This window comes from Bacillus sp. PK6-025, from assembly GCF_056530265.1.
In genome coordinates, this window is sequence record NZ_CP096509.1 from 3,519,623 (window position 1) to 3,536,183 (window position 16,561).

16 protein-coding genes and 1 pseudogene are annotated in these 16,561 nt (G+C 47.8%); 2 read left to right on the forward strand and 15 right to left on the reverse strand.

The features are described from left to right. Positions 1-2 precede the first annotated feature (2 nt). The 7 genes from liaS to M1D67_RS18155 all read right to left on the reverse strand — a co-directional run bounded on the left by liaS (position 3) and on the right by M1D67_RS18155 (position 5,722). Positions 3-1,067, reverse strand: coding sequence for a two-component system sensor histidine kinase LiaS (liaS, locus tag M1D67_RS18125; protein WP_479831425.1), 1,065 nt, complete (start codon positions 1,065-1,067; stop codon positions 3-5). After that, positions 1,064-1,795: a cell wall-active antibiotics response protein LiaF gene (gene liaF, locus M1D67_RS18130; protein WP_130569246.1), complete on the reverse strand. Its 732-nt coding sequence runs from the start codon at positions 1,793-1,795 to the stop codon at positions 1,064-1,066. Before liaF ends, liaS begins: the two co-directional genes overlap by 4 nt. A 30-nt stretch (positions 1,796-1,825) precedes the next feature. Next, positions 1,826-2,689, reverse strand: a complete 864-nt coding sequence (gene liaG / locus M1D67_RS18135; protein ID WP_101561490.1) for a LiaG family protein — start codon at positions 2,687-2,689, stop codon at positions 1,826-1,828. Between the two features lie 106 nt (positions 2,690-2,795). Beyond that, on the reverse strand, positions 2,796-3,479 hold the full coding sequence (gene liaH, locus M1D67_RS18140) for a stress responsive protein LiaH (RefSeq protein ID WP_023856235.1): 684 nt from the start codon (positions 3,477-3,479) through the stop codon (positions 2,796-2,798). Positions 3,480-3,499: 20 nt separating this feature from the next. After that, positions 3,500-3,886 carry a protein liaI gene (locus M1D67_RS18145; RefSeq protein WP_023856236.1) on the reverse strand — a complete coding sequence of 129 codons (387 nt, stop codon included), beginning with the start codon at positions 3,884-3,886 and terminating at the stop codon, positions 3,500-3,502. A 172-nt stretch (positions 3,887-4,058) separates the two neighbouring features. After that, positions 4,059-5,012, reverse strand: coding sequence for a pectinesterase family protein (locus M1D67_RS18150; RefSeq protein ID WP_479831426.1), 954 nt, complete (start codon positions 5,010-5,012; stop codon positions 4,059-4,061). A 131-nt stretch (positions 5,013-5,143) separates the two neighbouring features. Next, the gene (locus M1D67_RS18155; protein WP_101561488.1) at positions 5,144-5,722 is read right to left on the reverse strand and encodes a cob(I)yrinic acid a,c-diamide adenosyltransferase; all 579 of its coding nucleotides are present in this window, start codon (positions 5,720-5,722) and stop codon (positions 5,144-5,146) included. A 186-nt stretch (positions 5,723-5,908) separates the two neighbouring features. Between M1D67_RS18155 and M1D67_RS18160 the strand changes: the two genes are divergently transcribed. Further along, the gene (locus tag M1D67_RS18160) at positions 5,909-6,655 is read left to right on the forward strand and encodes an SDR family NAD(P)-dependent oxidoreductase (RefSeq protein ID WP_101561487.1); all 747 of its coding nucleotides are present in this window, start codon (positions 5,909-5,911) and stop codon (positions 6,653-6,655) included. Positions 6,656-6,704: 49 nt separating this feature from the next. Here M1D67_RS18160 and M1D67_RS18165 read toward each other — a convergent pair. The 8 genes and pseudogenes from M1D67_RS18165 to M1D67_RS18200 form a co-directional block, all read right to left on the reverse strand. After that, positions 6,705-7,133, reverse strand: a pseudogene (locus M1D67_RS18165) (4-hydroxythreonine-4-phosphate dehydrogenase PdxA); the annotation flags it as partial. A 103-nt stretch (positions 7,134-7,236) separates the two neighbouring features. Beyond that, positions 7,237-8,415: a sialidase family protein gene (locus M1D67_RS18170; RefSeq protein ID WP_321828261.1), complete on the reverse strand. Its 1,179-nt coding sequence runs from the start codon at positions 8,413-8,415 to the stop codon at positions 7,237-7,239. Next, positions 8,415-9,818, reverse strand: coding sequence for a sodium:solute symporter family protein (locus tag M1D67_RS18175; protein WP_095292281.1), 1,404 nt, complete (start codon positions 9,816-9,818; stop codon positions 8,415-8,417). The genes M1D67_RS18170 and M1D67_RS18175 overlap by 1 nt, the downstream gene beginning before the upstream one ends. Before the next feature lie 66 nt (positions 9,819-9,884). Then, positions 9,885-11,054: an iron-containing alcohol dehydrogenase gene (locus M1D67_RS18180; RefSeq protein WP_023856244.1), complete on the reverse strand. Its 1,170-nt coding sequence runs from the start codon at positions 11,052-11,054 to the stop codon at positions 9,885-9,887. Positions 11,055-11,058: 4 nt separating this feature from the next. Then, positions 11,059-11,961 (reverse strand): 4-hydroxy-tetrahydrodipicolinate synthase, encoded by a 903-nt coding sequence (dapA, locus tag M1D67_RS18185; protein WP_020452908.1) that lies wholly within the window; start codon positions 11,959-11,961, stop codon positions 11,059-11,061. Positions 11,962-12,149: 188 nt separating this feature from the next. After that, entirely contained in the window at positions 12,150-13,433 is a 1,284-nt protein-coding gene (locus tag M1D67_RS18190) for an ABC transporter ATP-binding protein (protein WP_020452909.1), read from the reverse strand. Continuing rightward, a complete protein-coding gene (locus M1D67_RS18195) occupies positions 13,426-14,490 on the reverse strand; it encodes a FecCD family ABC transporter permease (RefSeq protein WP_026580097.1) in 1,065 nt (354 codons plus the stop codon). Before M1D67_RS18195 ends, M1D67_RS18190 begins: the two co-directional genes overlap by 8 nt. Further along, positions 14,453-15,403 carry an ABC transporter substrate-binding protein gene (locus tag M1D67_RS18200; RefSeq protein WP_023856248.1) on the reverse strand — a complete coding sequence of 317 codons (951 nt, stop codon included), beginning with the start codon at positions 15,401-15,403 and terminating at the stop codon, positions 14,453-14,455. The genes M1D67_RS18195 and M1D67_RS18200 overlap by 38 nt, the downstream gene beginning before the upstream one ends. Before the next feature lie 380 nt (positions 15,404-15,783). Here M1D67_RS18200 and M1D67_RS18205 point away from each other — a divergent pair, with 380 nt between their 5' ends. Further along, positions 15,784-16,464 (forward strand): GntR family transcriptional regulator, encoded by a 681-nt coding sequence (locus M1D67_RS18205; protein WP_479831427.1) that lies wholly within the window; start codon positions 15,784-15,786, stop codon positions 16,462-16,464. Positions 16,465-16,561 lie beyond the last annotated feature (97 nt).

The following is a 16,561-nucleotide window of genomic DNA, read 5'->3' on the forward strand; positions in this document are numbered from 1 at the left end:
TTTTAAGCCTCTCCTTTTTGTTGTTCAAAAATCGGAACCTTTACATCAACCTGTGTTCCTTTTCCCGTAAATGAAATGATTTCGGCCACTCCTCCGACTTCGCTGGCCCTTTCCTTGATCGAGTTCAGCCCGTATGAAGATGTTTTGACGGCGTCCATCATAAATCCTTCACCGTTGTCAATGACTTTCAACTGGAGCTGCTTGTTCCTGAGCAGCAGTCTGACGGTGACTTTTGTCGCTTTTGAATGCCGGAACACGTTTGAGAGCGCTTCTTGAACGATCCTGAACAGGTGGTCTTCCACACCTTTCGGAAGTTTGCCTGCATCCTCGATCTCCCAATCGATGTCGACCGACTGTTTCGCTTTAAATTCTTTCAAAAGATCTGCAAGCCCTTCTTTTAAACCTTTCCCTTCAAGGGTAACAGGTCGTAAATGCAAAAGCAGCGACCTCATTTCATTCTGGGCGTCGGCCGCCATTTTTTCGACCATTTTCAGCCTTTGAGCGAGCTTTTCGTCAGCGGCAGCATCGATCCCCTCCAATACCGCCGAAGTCATCATGGAAATCGCAAACAGCTGCTGGCTCACCGCATCATGCAATTCGCGCGCAAGACGCTGCCGCTCTTCAGAGATCACCGATTTTTTCATTTGATCCTGCCATTCCGCTCTCTCGTTGGACAGCTTTTGCAAAGAGGCGACCTGTCTTTCGATCCGTTTGGCCATCTCATTGAGCTGGTCGGCGGCCAGTCCGATCTCATCGTCTCCAAGCGACGGAATCCGGTAGGCAAAGTTGCCGTTTTCGTACTTTAGAATGGATTCGATCAGCTTTTCAAGCCGTTTTTTCAGCTGATTGCCGAACATATAACCTGAGCCGAATCCGACAGCTGCGCTGATCAATGCGAGAAGCGCGATAAACGGAATTCCGAACCACCTGGAAACGATAAGCACCCTCGGATCCAGCTGGTAGTAAAACAGCATAAAGCCCAATACAGCAAGAAAAATCGTAAAGCTGACACCTAGGGATAAGCGGACGGCGCGCCATTGAATGTTTGCAAGCCTGTTCGTTCTCATATGAACCGCACATCCACATCGCCGATAAACAGCGAAATCGAAATTTTGACCCGTCGTGCCGACTGCTCGTAATTCTCTGTCTCGGTATAGATTTGATTGCCGATGCCGCTTTTTCGGCCGCCGATAACGTCAATGTCTCCAATGAACGCAGAGGAGCTGATGGACACTTCAAGGTCGGACGGGATGTAAATATCGACATCTCCGATCAACCCCGTGATGACGATGGTGTTTTCACCCTCTGAAATAATCGCTTTTGACAAATCGATTTTCACGTCACCGATAAACCCGGAGATATTCAAGTCATTTAAGTCAAAAGGTGTTTTCATCAATTTTACATCACCGAAAAAAAAGCTGCGCTGTCCCGGGCTGTTCTTCTCCTGAAGCGGCTTGGAATCCGTCTTTTCCTTCTCCCTGCCTTTCGGCTTATGGCGATCAAATACCGGCTGATTTGTCACCAGCCGGTACCCCGCATAAATTAAGAATGCGGCAAAGAAGAAGCCGAACAGGCTGAATGTAATGCTGAAGATGTCCTTCAGCAGCAGAAAGCCCGCAAAGATATACATGACAGACCCGAGCCAGCGGCGGGAATATTTATGGAGAAAATAACCGGCAAAAAGAAAAGCGAGCGGCCAGAATAACGCGTCTCCAAGCCCGCTGTTTTGCAAAAATATGCTGATTCCGAAGAGTACGATGATCAGTCCGATCAGCTGGTTTTTAGTAAGTCGCATGCTGACTCGAGCCCCCTTTCTTTTTGTTGATTACTCAATTGAGACATTCCCGCTCGTGATGGAGATGTCGATTTTATTTTTTCCATTTCCTTTTTTTCCAGTCAGTGTCCGCTTTTCATTGGCAACTTGATCAAATGAATAGGAATGACTGATGTTTCCGCTTGTCGACTCGGCTTTAAGACTGATGTCGGCATCATCGGGAAGTTTAAGCTTGGTGTTTCCGGATGTTTGTTTGATGCTCAGAGGATCATTGATCTCTGTAAAAGAAGCGCGCAAATTGCCTGAAGTCTGTTTGATGCTCAGTCTGCCGGTGACATTTTCAAGTTTTGTATGACCGGATGTGGAGCGGATGTCGCCTTCTGTGGTTTGAACGTTTTCCAGCCTGACCGACCCCGAGGTCCCTTTTACAGAAAGGTCTACCGCCTGAAGATCATCGGCCTTGAGGCTGCCGCTTCCCGACTTCAAGGCTACATTTCGCAAATGCAGACCGCCGCCGGACAGTTTGACATTTCCGCTTCCCGAAGAAATCGCCAGATCTTCTTTATATTCAGAAGGAATCTTGACAATCAGCTCTTTTTTACTCCAGAAAAACGGCCAAAAGCCCTTCGAATCAGCGGAAAGCCGGAGTGTACGCCCCTGTTCAGACGAATCAAGCCGGACGTTTTTTCCCGAAATCTCAGCTTTTATATCATCGCGGTTTTCAGCTTGAATGTTGACTGTTATGCTCTTTGCATCAATGTCAATTTTATCGATGTCTTTTCCCTGTGCATGATATGTGCGGGCTGACTCGTCATCGAAGCCGAAGAATGAAAAGCCTTCGCGCCCATTCAACATCATCCCGGCAAGGATAAGAATGCCGGCGATAATCAGCAGTTTTCCAACCGTTTTTTTCATTTGGATTACCCTTTCGGCTAGTAAGTGTATGCTCCTTATTATAAGGAAAATGATCTATGAAAGAAATCAAAAATTGCATAAGGGGCCTATGAGAGCCCCTATTCGTTTACGCATTTCCCGCAGGCGTCTGCTTTTCCAAGCCTGTCTTTTTAGCCCTCATTTTTTCCAGCTCTTCTTCTACCTCTTTTGCATATTCAAGGCGGCCGAATGGGCTGCTTGATGAAGCGGATAATTCAGCATAGCTGTTCGCCTTTGTTTCCATCTCTTCAATGCGGTTTTCCATTCTCATAAATTCCCGGTAGGCGCTTTCGCTGTCGATTTTATTAAATGATGCATTCATATGTTCTTTCGCTTTTACCGCGTTTGCCCTGGCGATCAGCGCATGCTTGCGGTCTTTGACATCGCGCAGTTTAATTTCGAGTGTCTCAAGCTGTTCCTTTAATTCGGCAAGCTGCTTTTTCGCGTGCTGGTGAGCGTCCTTATATTCGGCAGCTTTTTCTTCAAAATACTTCATTTCTGAGAGCGCCTTTTTAGCAAGTTCTTCTTCACCCGCATCAAAAGCGAGCTGAGCCTGGTTTCTTCGCTTGACAGCAAGCTTTTCGGCTTCTTCCACTTTTCCTTTAAAACTATGTTCAATTGTCTGCTGCTTGACAATGGTATGCTTCGCCTTAGCGATATCACTTTCCATGTCGCGTACGTATTGATTCAGCATCACCCGGGGGTTCTCAAGTTTATCCAATCCTTCATTTACTGATGCGACAAACATGTCTCTGATTCTTTTTAAAGCCATGATCTCGTCCTCCTAAAATATTATTTATTCTTTTTCAAAAAGTCTTCCCACTCTGCATCAAAGCCTGTGTCATATGAAGCTGCAGAAGGCTCCGTTTTCTCTGAATAAAGGATGTCATTCTGTTTGTCATCCTGCTTCATCATTTTCCATCCGAAATAAACCATCGCTGCAGCAACCGCGATGCCGATCAGAAACGGCAATGACCCTCCCAAAAACATGATGCCGAAGATCGCGGCCAGTACCGCGGCAAACTGGCGCCCTTCCTTCCATTTTTTCACGGAATAGAATAGAAGCAATGCTCCAATAGCACCTGTAACCAATCCGCCGAAATGGCCTCCGCCGAAAAACAGGGAGACGCCAAAAAGGATTAGAAAAAAGCCGATGATGGACTTTCCATTTATATTCATATTTGCTCCTCCTTTCTCGTTCATGTCTTTACTATAGTCAATTTCAGGCTTCGACAAAACGAGTCACAGATTGATTTTGCAGTACGACCCTAGTCGTACTGCAAATCGGACCCGCTCGCATAAAAAGACCGCTCATCTCAGCCAGAGAGCGGTCTTTCTGCACGTTGCCTTGCTATGATTCAACTTTAGGATTCCAGCCGTCCAATACGTTTTCAATTGTCCATTTCTCAGCCTCATGATCGGCAAGCTGCTTTCGATCCTCATGTGATATCGCACCAGGACCCGTATTCTCGTATTCATACAATCTGGCATCGGCTGCCGAAAAGCCCGACATATCCGTCCATCCTTCAGGCTTGATGTGTGCGCCTAAATCGCAGCGGTGATATAGTACACTGGCGATGGCGTCGGGGTCTCCTCCCGGATGCCAAGGGCGCCCGAGGTATACCGTTCCATCTGCGGCATCGCTTGTCAGTCTGCAGTTTGTCATCAATAAACCGAACGGCTTTGCGATATGCGTGCTCGCAGCTGTTACATAACCGTTATTGGTAGCGGACCCGCGGTCAGCGCTATGGATCTGGCACTCTTCAAACACTGCTCTTGCTCCTCCGAAAATGAAATCGACATCGCCTTCTATATAGCATTGATAAAAATATTGTGTACCGTCATTGACAAACAGTGTATCTTGTCTGCCTATAAACCTGACATGTTTGAACGTCATCCTGTTTCCTTTCGCATAAACCGCCACCGCTTGTGTATCGGTCGTATCGACTTTCGTGCGGTCGAACGAGTTTTCAAACGTCAGATTTTCAGCTTCAACATGATCCGCATAAATAAACACGCTTGAACTTCCGGTCGTGCCGTATTTCCCTCCTCCTTCCTTTTCTTTTCCGGCATAGTTGTCATACGTAATCACAGTCTCGTAACGATCTTCGCCGATCAGCTTCACAAACGGCTTTGTAGCCGGAATATGAACGACTTCTTTGTAAACTCCTTTTTTAATGAATATCACTTTCTGTTCCCGACTGTACTCAGGCAAAGCTTCGATCGCCTCTTGAATGGTTTGAAATTCGCCGTCTCCATCCTTCGAAACCGTCAGCCTTATAGCAGCTGCCTCCCGATTAACCACTTGAACACTCCCTCTCTTTGAAAACGCTTACTTAAAGGTTTACGACAAAAAGCCGTTTTCCCCTGCCGGAAAACGGCTTGATTTGATCAATCGGCCCATTTCTGTTCGATAACGATTGGCGGATTTCTCATTCATGAGTTTTTCTTTGTCCGGAATACATCAGCGCTTCGTTCATATTCGACATCCACTTCCCCGAGCCGGTGATTGACAATGCGCGCCGCCGCAAATAAATAATCGGACAGCCGGTTGACGTATGGCAGCGCAAGCGGCGGAATGTCTTCTTCTTTGGCCAAAGCGACAATCTTTCGTTCAGCTCTTCTGATGACCGTTCTCGCCGCATGCAAAAATGATGCCGCTTCTGTTCCGCCCGGAAGAATAAACTTGGTCAGCCGCGGCGCTTCCTCGACATAGGCATCAATTCGTTCTTCAAGCATGGTGATTGATTCAGTCTTGAGCTTGCCTTCTTCCTGAACATTGACATACGCCAAATCAGTGCCGCAGTCGAACAGCTCATGCTGGATGGCGGTCAACTCTGACAGAACATCTTGAAACAGCGCTTCTTCTGCTTTTAAATAAGACTGAGCCAGCCCGATGAAACTGTTTGCTTCATCCAATGTGCCGTACGCTTCCACTCTAAGATGATCTTTATCCGCCTTTCCGCCAATTAAACTCGTTTTTCCCTTATCGCCTGTTTTTGTGTATAGTTTCATTTCATTCTCCCTTCTTTATTACTTGTTTCTATAGTATACCCTGTTTCTAACGGCTGCAGGAATTGTTCCATTATGAAACAAAAAAAACGAATAGCAATTATCGAAATAAAGTTTTGTTGAATAAAGAAACACTCAATTTTATAATAGACATGAAAACGGTTTTATTCAAAGACAGGTGGGATGAGGATGGAATTGAATCAGCAAACGGCGATTATTACCGGTGCAAGCCGCGGCATCGGCAAAGCTGTTGCAGAGACGCTTGCGGATAAAGGGGCAAATGTCGTCATCAACGGGACAAACGAAGAATTGCTCAAGTCCCTGTGCACACAATTGAATACTGAGAGAAAGCGCGCTTCTTATGTTGCAGGTGATGCCAGTTTGCCAGAAACAGCCTCGCTTCTCATAGCTGAAGCAAAACAGCAGTTTGGGCGGATCGATATTTTGGTCAACAATGCGGGCATTAATTTGCGGAAAACAACCATTGATACATCGCTTGAAGAGTGGAAAAGAGTGATAGATTTAAATTTAACCGGCACCTTTCTCATGTGTCAGGCTGTCATCCCGGAGATGATCACGCAGGGCGGCGGAAAAATTGTAAACATGAGCTCAACGACGAGCAAAACACCGCATCACAATGCCTCTCCTGCTTACGGTGCATCGAAAGCAGGCATCAACTATTTAACGATGCATTTGGCAAAGGAGCTCGCTGCACACCGCATTTATGTCAACGCCGTCTGCCCGGGACCGATTGAAACGGATATGAGCAAGCAGTGGAGCGAGGAGTATCGCGCAGCTGTCATTGAGCGGATTCCGCTGAAAATGATCGGCTCACCCGAGCATGTCGCAAACGTTGTCGCCTTCCTAGCCTCTGATCAATCTGATTTTATAACGGGCGAAACCATTAATATTAACGGCGGGACCTACATGAACTAAAAAGAAGAGCCTCCTTAACTGGAAGGCTCTTCTTTTATATATATGCCGCTCAAGCGGACCGGACGGACAGCACGATCGCCTGTCTCACTGCTTCTTCTAAACTCGCAGGATCAGCTTTGCCGGTTCCCTCATTATCCAAAGGCTGTTCCATGGTCAACACTCGTACGGATCATCGGCAGGCCGACTGTAATGCTCACACCGGCCTTAAGGCCAAGCGGACCGTGTCCTGGATCGTCATACATCGCCACCACTATATCAAAGTCGCCTCTCACTGCTCTGAAGAAAAGCGTGCCAGCGGGCAGCGGACCGAATGCCTGCGGTCAACGCCAGGAACAATTTTCTCTTCTCCTTCTCCATGTCCAAACAAACCATTCTCACTGCCATGGGGGGTCATGCCGCATACGGAGATTTTCGGCTGCGGAATGCCTGCGCGAATGAGCGTGTCATACGCCAATTGAATTGTCGTGTACACCCGTTTCACATCACGAGGGAGTCCCTTCAAACGATTGGGACAGCCTCTCGAACTTAAATCATAAATGATATACCCTTCATTCCATCAAGTGCTGCGCGCTCAAACGGCTTTATTCTTGACCGGCAAAGGCCCACGTTTGCGGAACACGTACATATTTAATCGCCTGACGGTAGTACGTAAAGGCAATATGCAGATCACCGTCTTTCCCCTGCTTGATCGACGGATAGGAAAATTCGCGGTTGAGCTTGTCTTTTGAGTTGTTCGTCATCGCATAACCATCGCCGACTTCGATGTTTCTTTTGACAGGCCATGTGATGCCGCCGTCCTGTGAAAGGGCCAATGTCATCGGCGCCCTCGGAGCTCCCCAGAAGGCAGGCCGCGCTTCTGTGTCAACACCTGTTTTTGTATCATCATCCTCCTCAATTTCATCGTATAAAGATGCTCTTCTTTCGGTCGTTTCATTCGCATTCATATGATTGTATACGAGAGCAAGCGTCCCATCTTGAAGCGCTGTAAATTGAATGGAGGAGTTGTTGTTCGGCAGCTCCGTCGGCTCAGGCTCTGACCAGGTGCGGCCGTTATCAATAGAGCGGCTCGAATAAATCGAGTCTGCAAAACGGCTTCTAAACAGCGCAAGCAATGTGCCGTCTCGCAGTTTTTCAATATTCATATGAACACAGCCGGTACTGCCCGGCACCTTCACTTCCTCCCACGTCTTGCCTTTATCAGACGAAATTTTCACCGCGCTGATGTCACGGTTTCCAGTCCATTTCACGCCCGGCAAGGTGATGCAGTAAAAGACAGGCAGCAGCCAATCGCCGTTATCCAGAACAATGAGCGGCTGGCGGATAAAAGTCCCGGCTTCGGCAAACAACGTGTCAATCTTACTCCATGTCCGGCCTCTATCGTCTGAAGTCCGGTATCTGACAATCGCTGTATCCTGATTGCCGGAAAGCTGTGCCGTATACATAAGCCAAAGCCGGCCGTCAGGCTCTTGAAAAAGCACAGGATTTTGTTCGGAGCGGGAAGGATCATCTGACAGCTTTTCTGCCTGTGTCCACTCATCGCTTCCTCTTTCAAGCCTTGACATGTAAATCGATATATCAGGAATGCCTTCCTGCGTTCCCCCAAACCAGACGCACAACAGATCACCATTATCCAGCTCCAGCAGGTTGGCTGCATGGTTTTGCGGGCAGTCTGTCGGCAAAAACGCATCCTTTCTGGCCGGGTCAGTTTTATTTTCTCTGATGCGCCCATCTATCGGCAGGGAAGTTTCACTTTGTTTCATCACAATTCCTCCTCCACATTTGACTCTTTTTTCGCAGGCGAGCTGATCAGACGGTCTAATACGAGCACAATAAACGGGACAATGATGGCGATGTACATGTTATCGATGCCAAACGGATTGTCCAGTAAATACCATACCGTCGTCGTAATACCTGAAAGCGCCAGACCAATTGTTGCTCCGCGGTTTGAATTGAAATATGGCAAATAAAAGCCCATCGCCGCCACAACGGCAATTGATGTCCGAAGCGCCCTCGTAAAGAAAGAAAGCGTTAACAATTCAGGCGCCAGCGCAACGCCGAGCAGCGGAATAAAACCGATGATAATCGAAACATATCTCGTGATTTTCATGCGCTGTTCCGGTGTCGGGTTTGCTTTCGGCACATAAAAATCATCAATGATCAGCGTCGTTGTCGCCAGCGCAACCGTCGAAACGCCGACGAAAATAGACGCCACAAGGGATGTCGCCACAACCGCGCTCAGCACAGGATTCATGTGCTGCATAAACACCGGGAATGCGTAAATTGGATCAATATCCGGGTACAAATACCGTGCAGCAACGCCGATGACTCCAATGGCAATCGCAAGCGGCAGACAAAGCAGCGCTGCATACAGCGTCGACTTCTTTGCATCTTTCTCACTTTTCGATGATGTAATAGCCTGTATAATAAACTGAGTCGCGAAAATCGCCCCCATGTTGCCGATAAACCAGGCGCCGATTGTCCCCCATCCGATGCTGCCGTCCCAAGTGAAGAAATGCTCCGGCAACTGCTGCGTCATCGGCTCCCAGCCTTTTGTCAAATAGAGGGCAACCCCTAAAGTGATCAGAACCCCAGCATATTTAACAAGAGAATGCAAAATCGTCACCCAGGCAACGCCCTTCATTCCGCCAAACGTAAAATAAAAGGTGCTGACAATCGCTGTAATGATCGCACACGTCATCAGCGGCAAACCTAAAATAGACGAAATTGCCGCCGATCCGCTTAAATAGTTTCCAAGATTCACAAGTAAAAGGGCTACAATCATAATGATAGAAACGACTAGCTTGGTCGAACGGCCAAACTTTTCACTAATAATGCCGGAGATCGTATATTGGCCTGTTTTATAAAATTTCCCGGCTAAGAAGTAGGAAAAAATAAAAAATGCAATCGAGACCGTTACAATCGACCATGAAGCCGCTAAACCATGTGTATAAGCTGATTCAGCGGTCCCAATTGTCGATTTGGTGCCGATGAATTCACTCATCAGCAGAATGCCGACAACAATCGCCGGCAGCGTTTTGGCAGCATTGTTGAATTCCGAACTTGATTTACTGCGAAACCGCATCGTCAGCCACGTCGTAAAAAGAATGTAAACCACAATCACTACCAAAATAAACGTTATGATCGAACCGCTTAAGACATCCACCCAAACTCCCCCTTTGTTTGTGAGCCATTTACAGGCTCATGGTGAAAACCATGTACAGATCCCGACCTACATATCCAGCAATTTCAAATAGACGGCTTCAATCTCCGCAATGGACATCGGCTTTGGATTGTTATCCATGAGCCGTTTGACGTCGGCTGCCGCCTCTGCAAGCGATGGAACATCCTCTTTTGATACCCCGAATGTCTTTAAATTTTGCGGAATGTTCAAATCAGCGGTCCACTCTTCAATTTTCCGTATGACCCGCTCTGCTTGACTTGCCTTCGAACCCTTTGGTTCAATTCCAATCACGCCAGCCACATCCGAAAGACGGTCAATCACATGATCCGCATTGAAGGCCGTTACATGCGGAAGCAGCATTGAATTGGCCACCCCGTGCGAAATTTTGTATTTTCCCCCGAGCGGGTAAGCCATCGCATGAACCGCCGCTGTTCCTGCGCTTGTCAAGGCCATTCCGCCATACATGGCGCCAATGAGCATTTTTTCTCTCGCTTCCAGATTATCTCCATGATGGTAGGCCTCCTGAATACTGGAGGAAATCAGTCTCATAGATTCAAGCGCAAACATGTCGCTGAATGGGTTTGCTTTGTTGGAAATATAGGATTCGAGTGCGTGTGTAAATGCATCCATTCCGGTTGCAGCTGTGATCGCTTTTGGAAGACCGGTCGTCAAAACCGGATCTAAAATCACAACCGACGGCAGCAGATAGGGACTGACCATACCAATCTTTAATTCTTTCTCCGGGAACGTCACAATCGCATTCGGCGTCACCTCTGACCCTGTTCCGGATGTTGTCGGAATCAGCACAAGCGGAACGCCGGGCTTTTCAACAAGATTCGTGCCAATCAAAGCAGAAATCGGTTTTTCATTTGTTTTCAGAACAGAGAGGATTTTAGCCGCATCTAGCACACTGCCTCCGCCAATTCCTAGAATCGCGTCATGGCCTCCTTCAGAAAAAAGCTGAAAAACCTCTTCGATATTTTGTTCCGTCGGCTCCGGCTGTATATCGGTGTTAATTTCACTTGAGATGCCTTTTTCGGCCAGCACCTCTTTCATTTGGTCTGCATAGCCGAGAGAAACGATCGACGGCTGAGTTAAAATAAACACCGAACGAATCTGATTCAAGCCGGTCTGATCTAAGTGATCGCCAAGCAAATTGAGTGAATGTGCACCAGCCTCAATTCGGGCTGCCGTTTGAAAATGATAAAGCGTCTTCATAACCTCACTGCTCCTTTGCCATTTTTACTTCAATTCCGTAGCCTTCGAGCATCTTTTTTACTTTTAGCAGCGGCTCTCCCGACAGCTCTGCAATCGGACTTTTAGGCGGCCCGACGGCAATGCCGGCAAGCTCTGCTGCTTTTTTTAGCGGTGCCGGCAGTGAACCGAGTGAAAACGTATCACGAAGCGGTTGCAGCTGCTGTTGATAGCGCTCGCTCTCTTCAATGTTTCCTTGTTTAAAAGATTCATAGATTGAAACAACGGTTTGCGGAAGCACATTGGCTGTGGCAGCTACAGCACCTGTTCCACCCGCCTTCAATGTGTCTAAAATCAATGAATCAGTTCCTGCCAGGACGGAAAAGGACTGTTCTTTTGTACGCTCAAGATACGCCTTAATATTGGCGAAGCTGCCGCTGCTGTCCTTAATGCCGATAATGTTCGGCAATGCCGCAAGCCTTTCAACCGTTTCGGGCTCCAATGATACGCCTGTTCTCGACGGAATGTTGTAGAGCAGGACAGGAAGCGTGACATTTTCAGAGACCGTGCGGAAGTGCTGATACAATTCCTCCTGCGAAGGTGCGACAAAGTATGGCGTAATAATCGAAAGAACATCCGCTCCGATATCCGCCATTTGATTGGATAAGGAAATGGTCGCCTCAGTACTGTTTTCTCCTGCCCCGATGAAAACAGGCACTCGTTTATTAACCGCTTTTACAACTGTTTCAGCAATTTGAAGCTTTTCCTCTTGCGAGAATAAATGAAATTCGCCATTTGTCCCTAAAGCAAAAATGCCATGGACGCCTGAATCAATAAGATCATTCACCAGCTTTTCGGCTGCGCCCGCATGAAAAGCCTGTTCTTTTGTAAGCGGTGTCAGTATGGCAGGGATAATCCCCTCTACTTTCAAGTGATCTCGCCTCCTCTGTTGCATTTTTAAACATTTAAATAGTAAAACGCTTTCACAAATTTTATTATAAAGGTGTTATGATTCATTTAACAACACATTTTTTCGAATTCGGGACAAAAGAATGAAACCTCACCTTCAGCTGATGCGTTTTAAAACAATAAAAAACCTGTCCAAAGACAGGCCCAAATTTAACCTTTTAAAACTTTCACACAAGCCGCTGTTTTATTTTGAATTTCTGTAAAAAAGGCAGTTTGATACGCTGACCGGCCGGATTGAGTGGCCGCTACAAGCACATCGCTGCACGGAATATGGTGCTCGGCTGCGGCATTTGCTGCAGCACTTATCGCCGTTACAAATTGACCATCTTGCAAACAGCCGTCAACTAACACCCATATGATCAAACGCCCCGCCGTATCTTTCATACCGACGATGCAAAGATCACCCTTTTCCGACACAATATGACAGTCAGCCAATTCAGCATCATGTTGGATAAACAGCGTTTCCTGTTCATAGGCTGACAGGTCATGCGGCAATCCAGAGTTGTTTCCGCTTGCGAAGACAAGCTTTCGTCTCCATGCAAAGCCTGTTTCAGAGGACAGAAGACGCAGCGGGCGGTCTGCCGAAAATGCGATGCCATGCGGCAAATATTGTTCAATCCGCTCTTTTAAAAAGAGGGGCTCGGTTTTCTCCGGGATGGTTTTCGCCTTGATCGTAAACTGCGGATTTGCACGCTGAGGATGGTCCAGCGCTGTGATGCCCGTATCATACACTCTTCCGATACCCTCGGCAGAAAGGGCGGCTTCCGGGCGGTCAAGAACTTCCGCCTTTCCATCTTTCAACAACAGCAGGCGGTCACAGTATAAACTCGCAATATTCACATCATGAAACACCCCGACCACTGCGAGTTTGGATGCAGCCGTTTCTTGTTTCATTAAATCAAGCAGACTCTTTTGAAATGACAAATCGAGAAAACTCGTCGGTTCATCAAGCAGCAAATATTCGGGTTCCTGGGCAAGTGCCTGTGCTAAATACACCCGCTGCTGCTCTCCGCCGCTCAGCTCATGAATGGATTTTTGAGCGAAACGAAGCGTGTCTGTCTGCTTCATCACCCTCTTCACGATATCATGGTCTTCCGCTGTCAGCTGCCGAAAAAGGCCTGATTGATACGCGTAGCGGCCAAACTGTACCGTTTCCTCCACCGTAAAGGAAAAGGCCTGCTCCGTTTTTTGAGGAAGGACCGCCATTTTGCGAGCGAGCTCTTTCGTTTGGTACGCCCCGACTGAACGGCATTCAAGCAGCACCTCGCCGCTTCGAGGCGCGATTGTTCCCGACAACATTTTCAGCAAAGTAGTTTTTCCGCTGCCGTTCGGACCAAGAATTCCTAAAAATTCACCCGGCTTTACAGCAAAGCTGATGTCCTGTAAGACATCCGTTTTTCCGTAGCCGCCGGACACACGGATGACATCAATCATGAATTCGCCCTCCCCGGTAGCGCCGAATCAAAATAAACCCGAAAACAGGCGCTCCTATCAGTGCGGTAATAATACCGATCGGCAGCTCGGACGGCTCAATGATGGTTCTCGACAAAAGATCTGACAGCACAAGGAACGAAGCACCGTTCAGCATCGAGAGCGGCAGAAGATGACGGTGATCCGTAATAGAGAAAAGCCGGATAAAATGCGGAATGACGAGACCGACAAAGCCAATGGTTCCAGACACAGCAACCGCACTGCCAGTTAAAATAGCTCCCGCCAACAGAACGACATACTTACTTCGCTTCACATTCACACCGAGGAGCCTCGCTTTTTCCTCGCCATAAGTCATCACATTCAGTTCTCTCCCGCTGATCAAAAGCGCGGCAGCACCAACCGCAAAAAAGGGCAGAAACAGCGCGATATAACCCCAGCCTCTCATCGATACACTGCCGAGCAGCCAGTGGACGATCGGTTTTAAATCATCGCCGGTCAATGCGATCATGAGAGAAATAAGCGCACCCAAAAAAGAACTGAAGATGATTCCTGTCAAAATCAAAGCAGACAGGGTCAATGAAGGGTGTACGAGCCGCGCAAAGAACAAAACCAAAAAAATCACGACAACGGCCGCGGCAACGCTTAAAAACGGCAGTGTAAAACTTCCGATCACCGGCAGCTGAATCCCAAAAAACAGCGTGACCACTGCACCGACGGCCGCGCCTGACGAAATGCCGAGCGTATACGGATCTGCGAGCGGGTTTTTCAAGAGCCCCTGAAACCCGGCTCCCGCAGCAGCAAGCCCCGCGCCGACAAGAGCGGCCAGCACCACCCTCGGCAGTCTGATTTTCATGATGATGTTCGCCTCTGTCGGATCGGGATTTAACCCTTGAATACCAAACCATTCGTTCAAAAAAACCTTGATAATAGAAGGAATGGGAATCTCCAAAGATCCGATAGAGATTCCCATAAGAACAGATGCCGACAGAAACATCAGGCTGAAGGCATATGCCGCGAAGCGGTTATTTTTTAAAAACGTCAGGGTAAATATGTTCAGCAAGCTCTTCGACCCCTTTGATCAATCGCGGCCCCGGACGGGTCACGAGGTCAGGGTCCACGTCGTATACTTCGTTATTTTTGACCGCTTTTACACCGTTCCAGCCGCTTCGTTTTTTAATTTCGCTGACTGCGGATTTACCGTTTGTCGTCACGATCGCATCGGGATTCAGCTTGACGATCGCTTCTTCCGTTATTTTGGTCCAGCCTTTCTGCGCGGAAGCGGCATTTTCCGCATGGATCGCTTCAAGCATTTCATCCATAAAGGTGCCTTTTCCGGTCGTATAAATGTCCGGAGCCGGAGACACTTCGACAAATACTTTCTTTTGATCGTCTTTAGATATGCCGGCAGCTTTTTCTTTTATGTCAGCCAGGTCAGATTTCATGCCCTTGATCAGGCTTGCCGCTTGATCCTCTGCACCGGCAGCTTTTCCGATCATTTCGATGGACTGGTACGCCTCTTTAAAAGAGGCCGCATCATTCACGGTCACCACCGTAATTCCTGCATCCTCCAGCTGCTTTAGCCCTTCTTTGGCACTCTGCATGCTCGATGCGTGGGCCAAGACCAAGTCGGGATTTAACGAAATGATTTTTTCTGTGTTGAATTCCATGCCCCCGATTTTTTCAACGTTTTTCACTTCTTTTGGATATGTATCAAAATCCGTCACGCCGACGACTTTCTTCCCCAGGCCAAGGGCGTATGTAATTTCGGTATTGCTCGGCATCAGAGAGACGATTTTCTTCGGTTCTTTTTCAATTTTGACCTCTTGTCCTGAAGCATCTTTTATGGTGACCGGAAACGCTTCAGCCGCCTTCTCCTGTTTTTGCTGTTCTGCCGGCTTTTGCGCTTGACCGCAGCCGCTAAGAACGCCGGCGGCCAACAGCAGTGACAGCAATAAAAGCCCTAACTTCTTCATTCTGCTTCCTCCTCGGGATAAAATAAAAACATCTCTACTCAGTAAAGATGCAGTAAACCAGGAACGTACAAAAAAAGAGCACATCGCTTATACCGCATCTGTCTTCGCAGATAACGCGGTCATCATCCAGGCGGTTATTCCGGCTTGCGGTTGATCGCTCCCGGCCCGCCGAACTGCTCGCGGGGGCTCTCTCGCCGGCTCCCCTATTAGCCGCTTCTGGGCAGCGCCTTTCTGACTCATTCGTGTCCTAATTTCGGAATTATTATACTATAATCGACACAGGTCTGTATATGAGATTCTGAAAAGGAGATTTTCAACTGAAAAACGTTGTTTTTGCTAAAGTATTTACGATATATTGCATATAGAGAAAGGGTGGTTTTATGCCGATACCGAAAAACTATACGCCGCAGGTCAGACTTTCAGCTAAGGAAAAAGCGTTTTATCAATTGCAGCGCTGGATTGTCGATGGAACCCTTGAACCCGGCGAAAAAGTCACGGACGTCGATCTGGCCGAAGCGCTCGGCGTCAGCCGCACACCGGTTAGAGAAGCGCTTCAGCTCCTCGAATCTCAAGGTTTTGTGGAAATGAAGCCGGGAAAAGAAACAAAGATCACGCTTATTCATCCCGATGATGCGCTGGCCGTCTATCCCCCGCTCGCACATCTTCAGGCTCTGGCGGCAGAACTGGCAACGCCGCTTTTGACTGAAGAAGAGATCGCCGAGCTCAAAAAACTCGCGGCTCAATACGAAGCCGCTTTTAAAGAGGAGCGGAACCACGATGCAGCTGAACTGGACGAACAGTTCCACCATTTGATTACAGAAGCGGCTAAAAACCCGTATGTTCTTCAGTTTTCCGCCGTTCTGCAGCTTCATGTTAGACGGATGAAGTATGTGTTTTTCAATCGGCCGTCTGCTCCGAAACTGCAGTCCGCCGCCGAGCATTGGGAAATCATCGCCGCTTTTGAAAAAAACGATCCGAAATTGGCGGCTGAAGTGATGAAAAAGAATTGGCTCCGTCCGATGGAAGATATTCATAAGATTTTAAAAGACAAGGAACAATAAAACGACAAGCACGATTTTCGACCGAGGTATCCAGCTGCGATATACTGTTCATTAGATGTTTTTTCATCTTAACTCTTAAAACAAGGATTGATGGCAT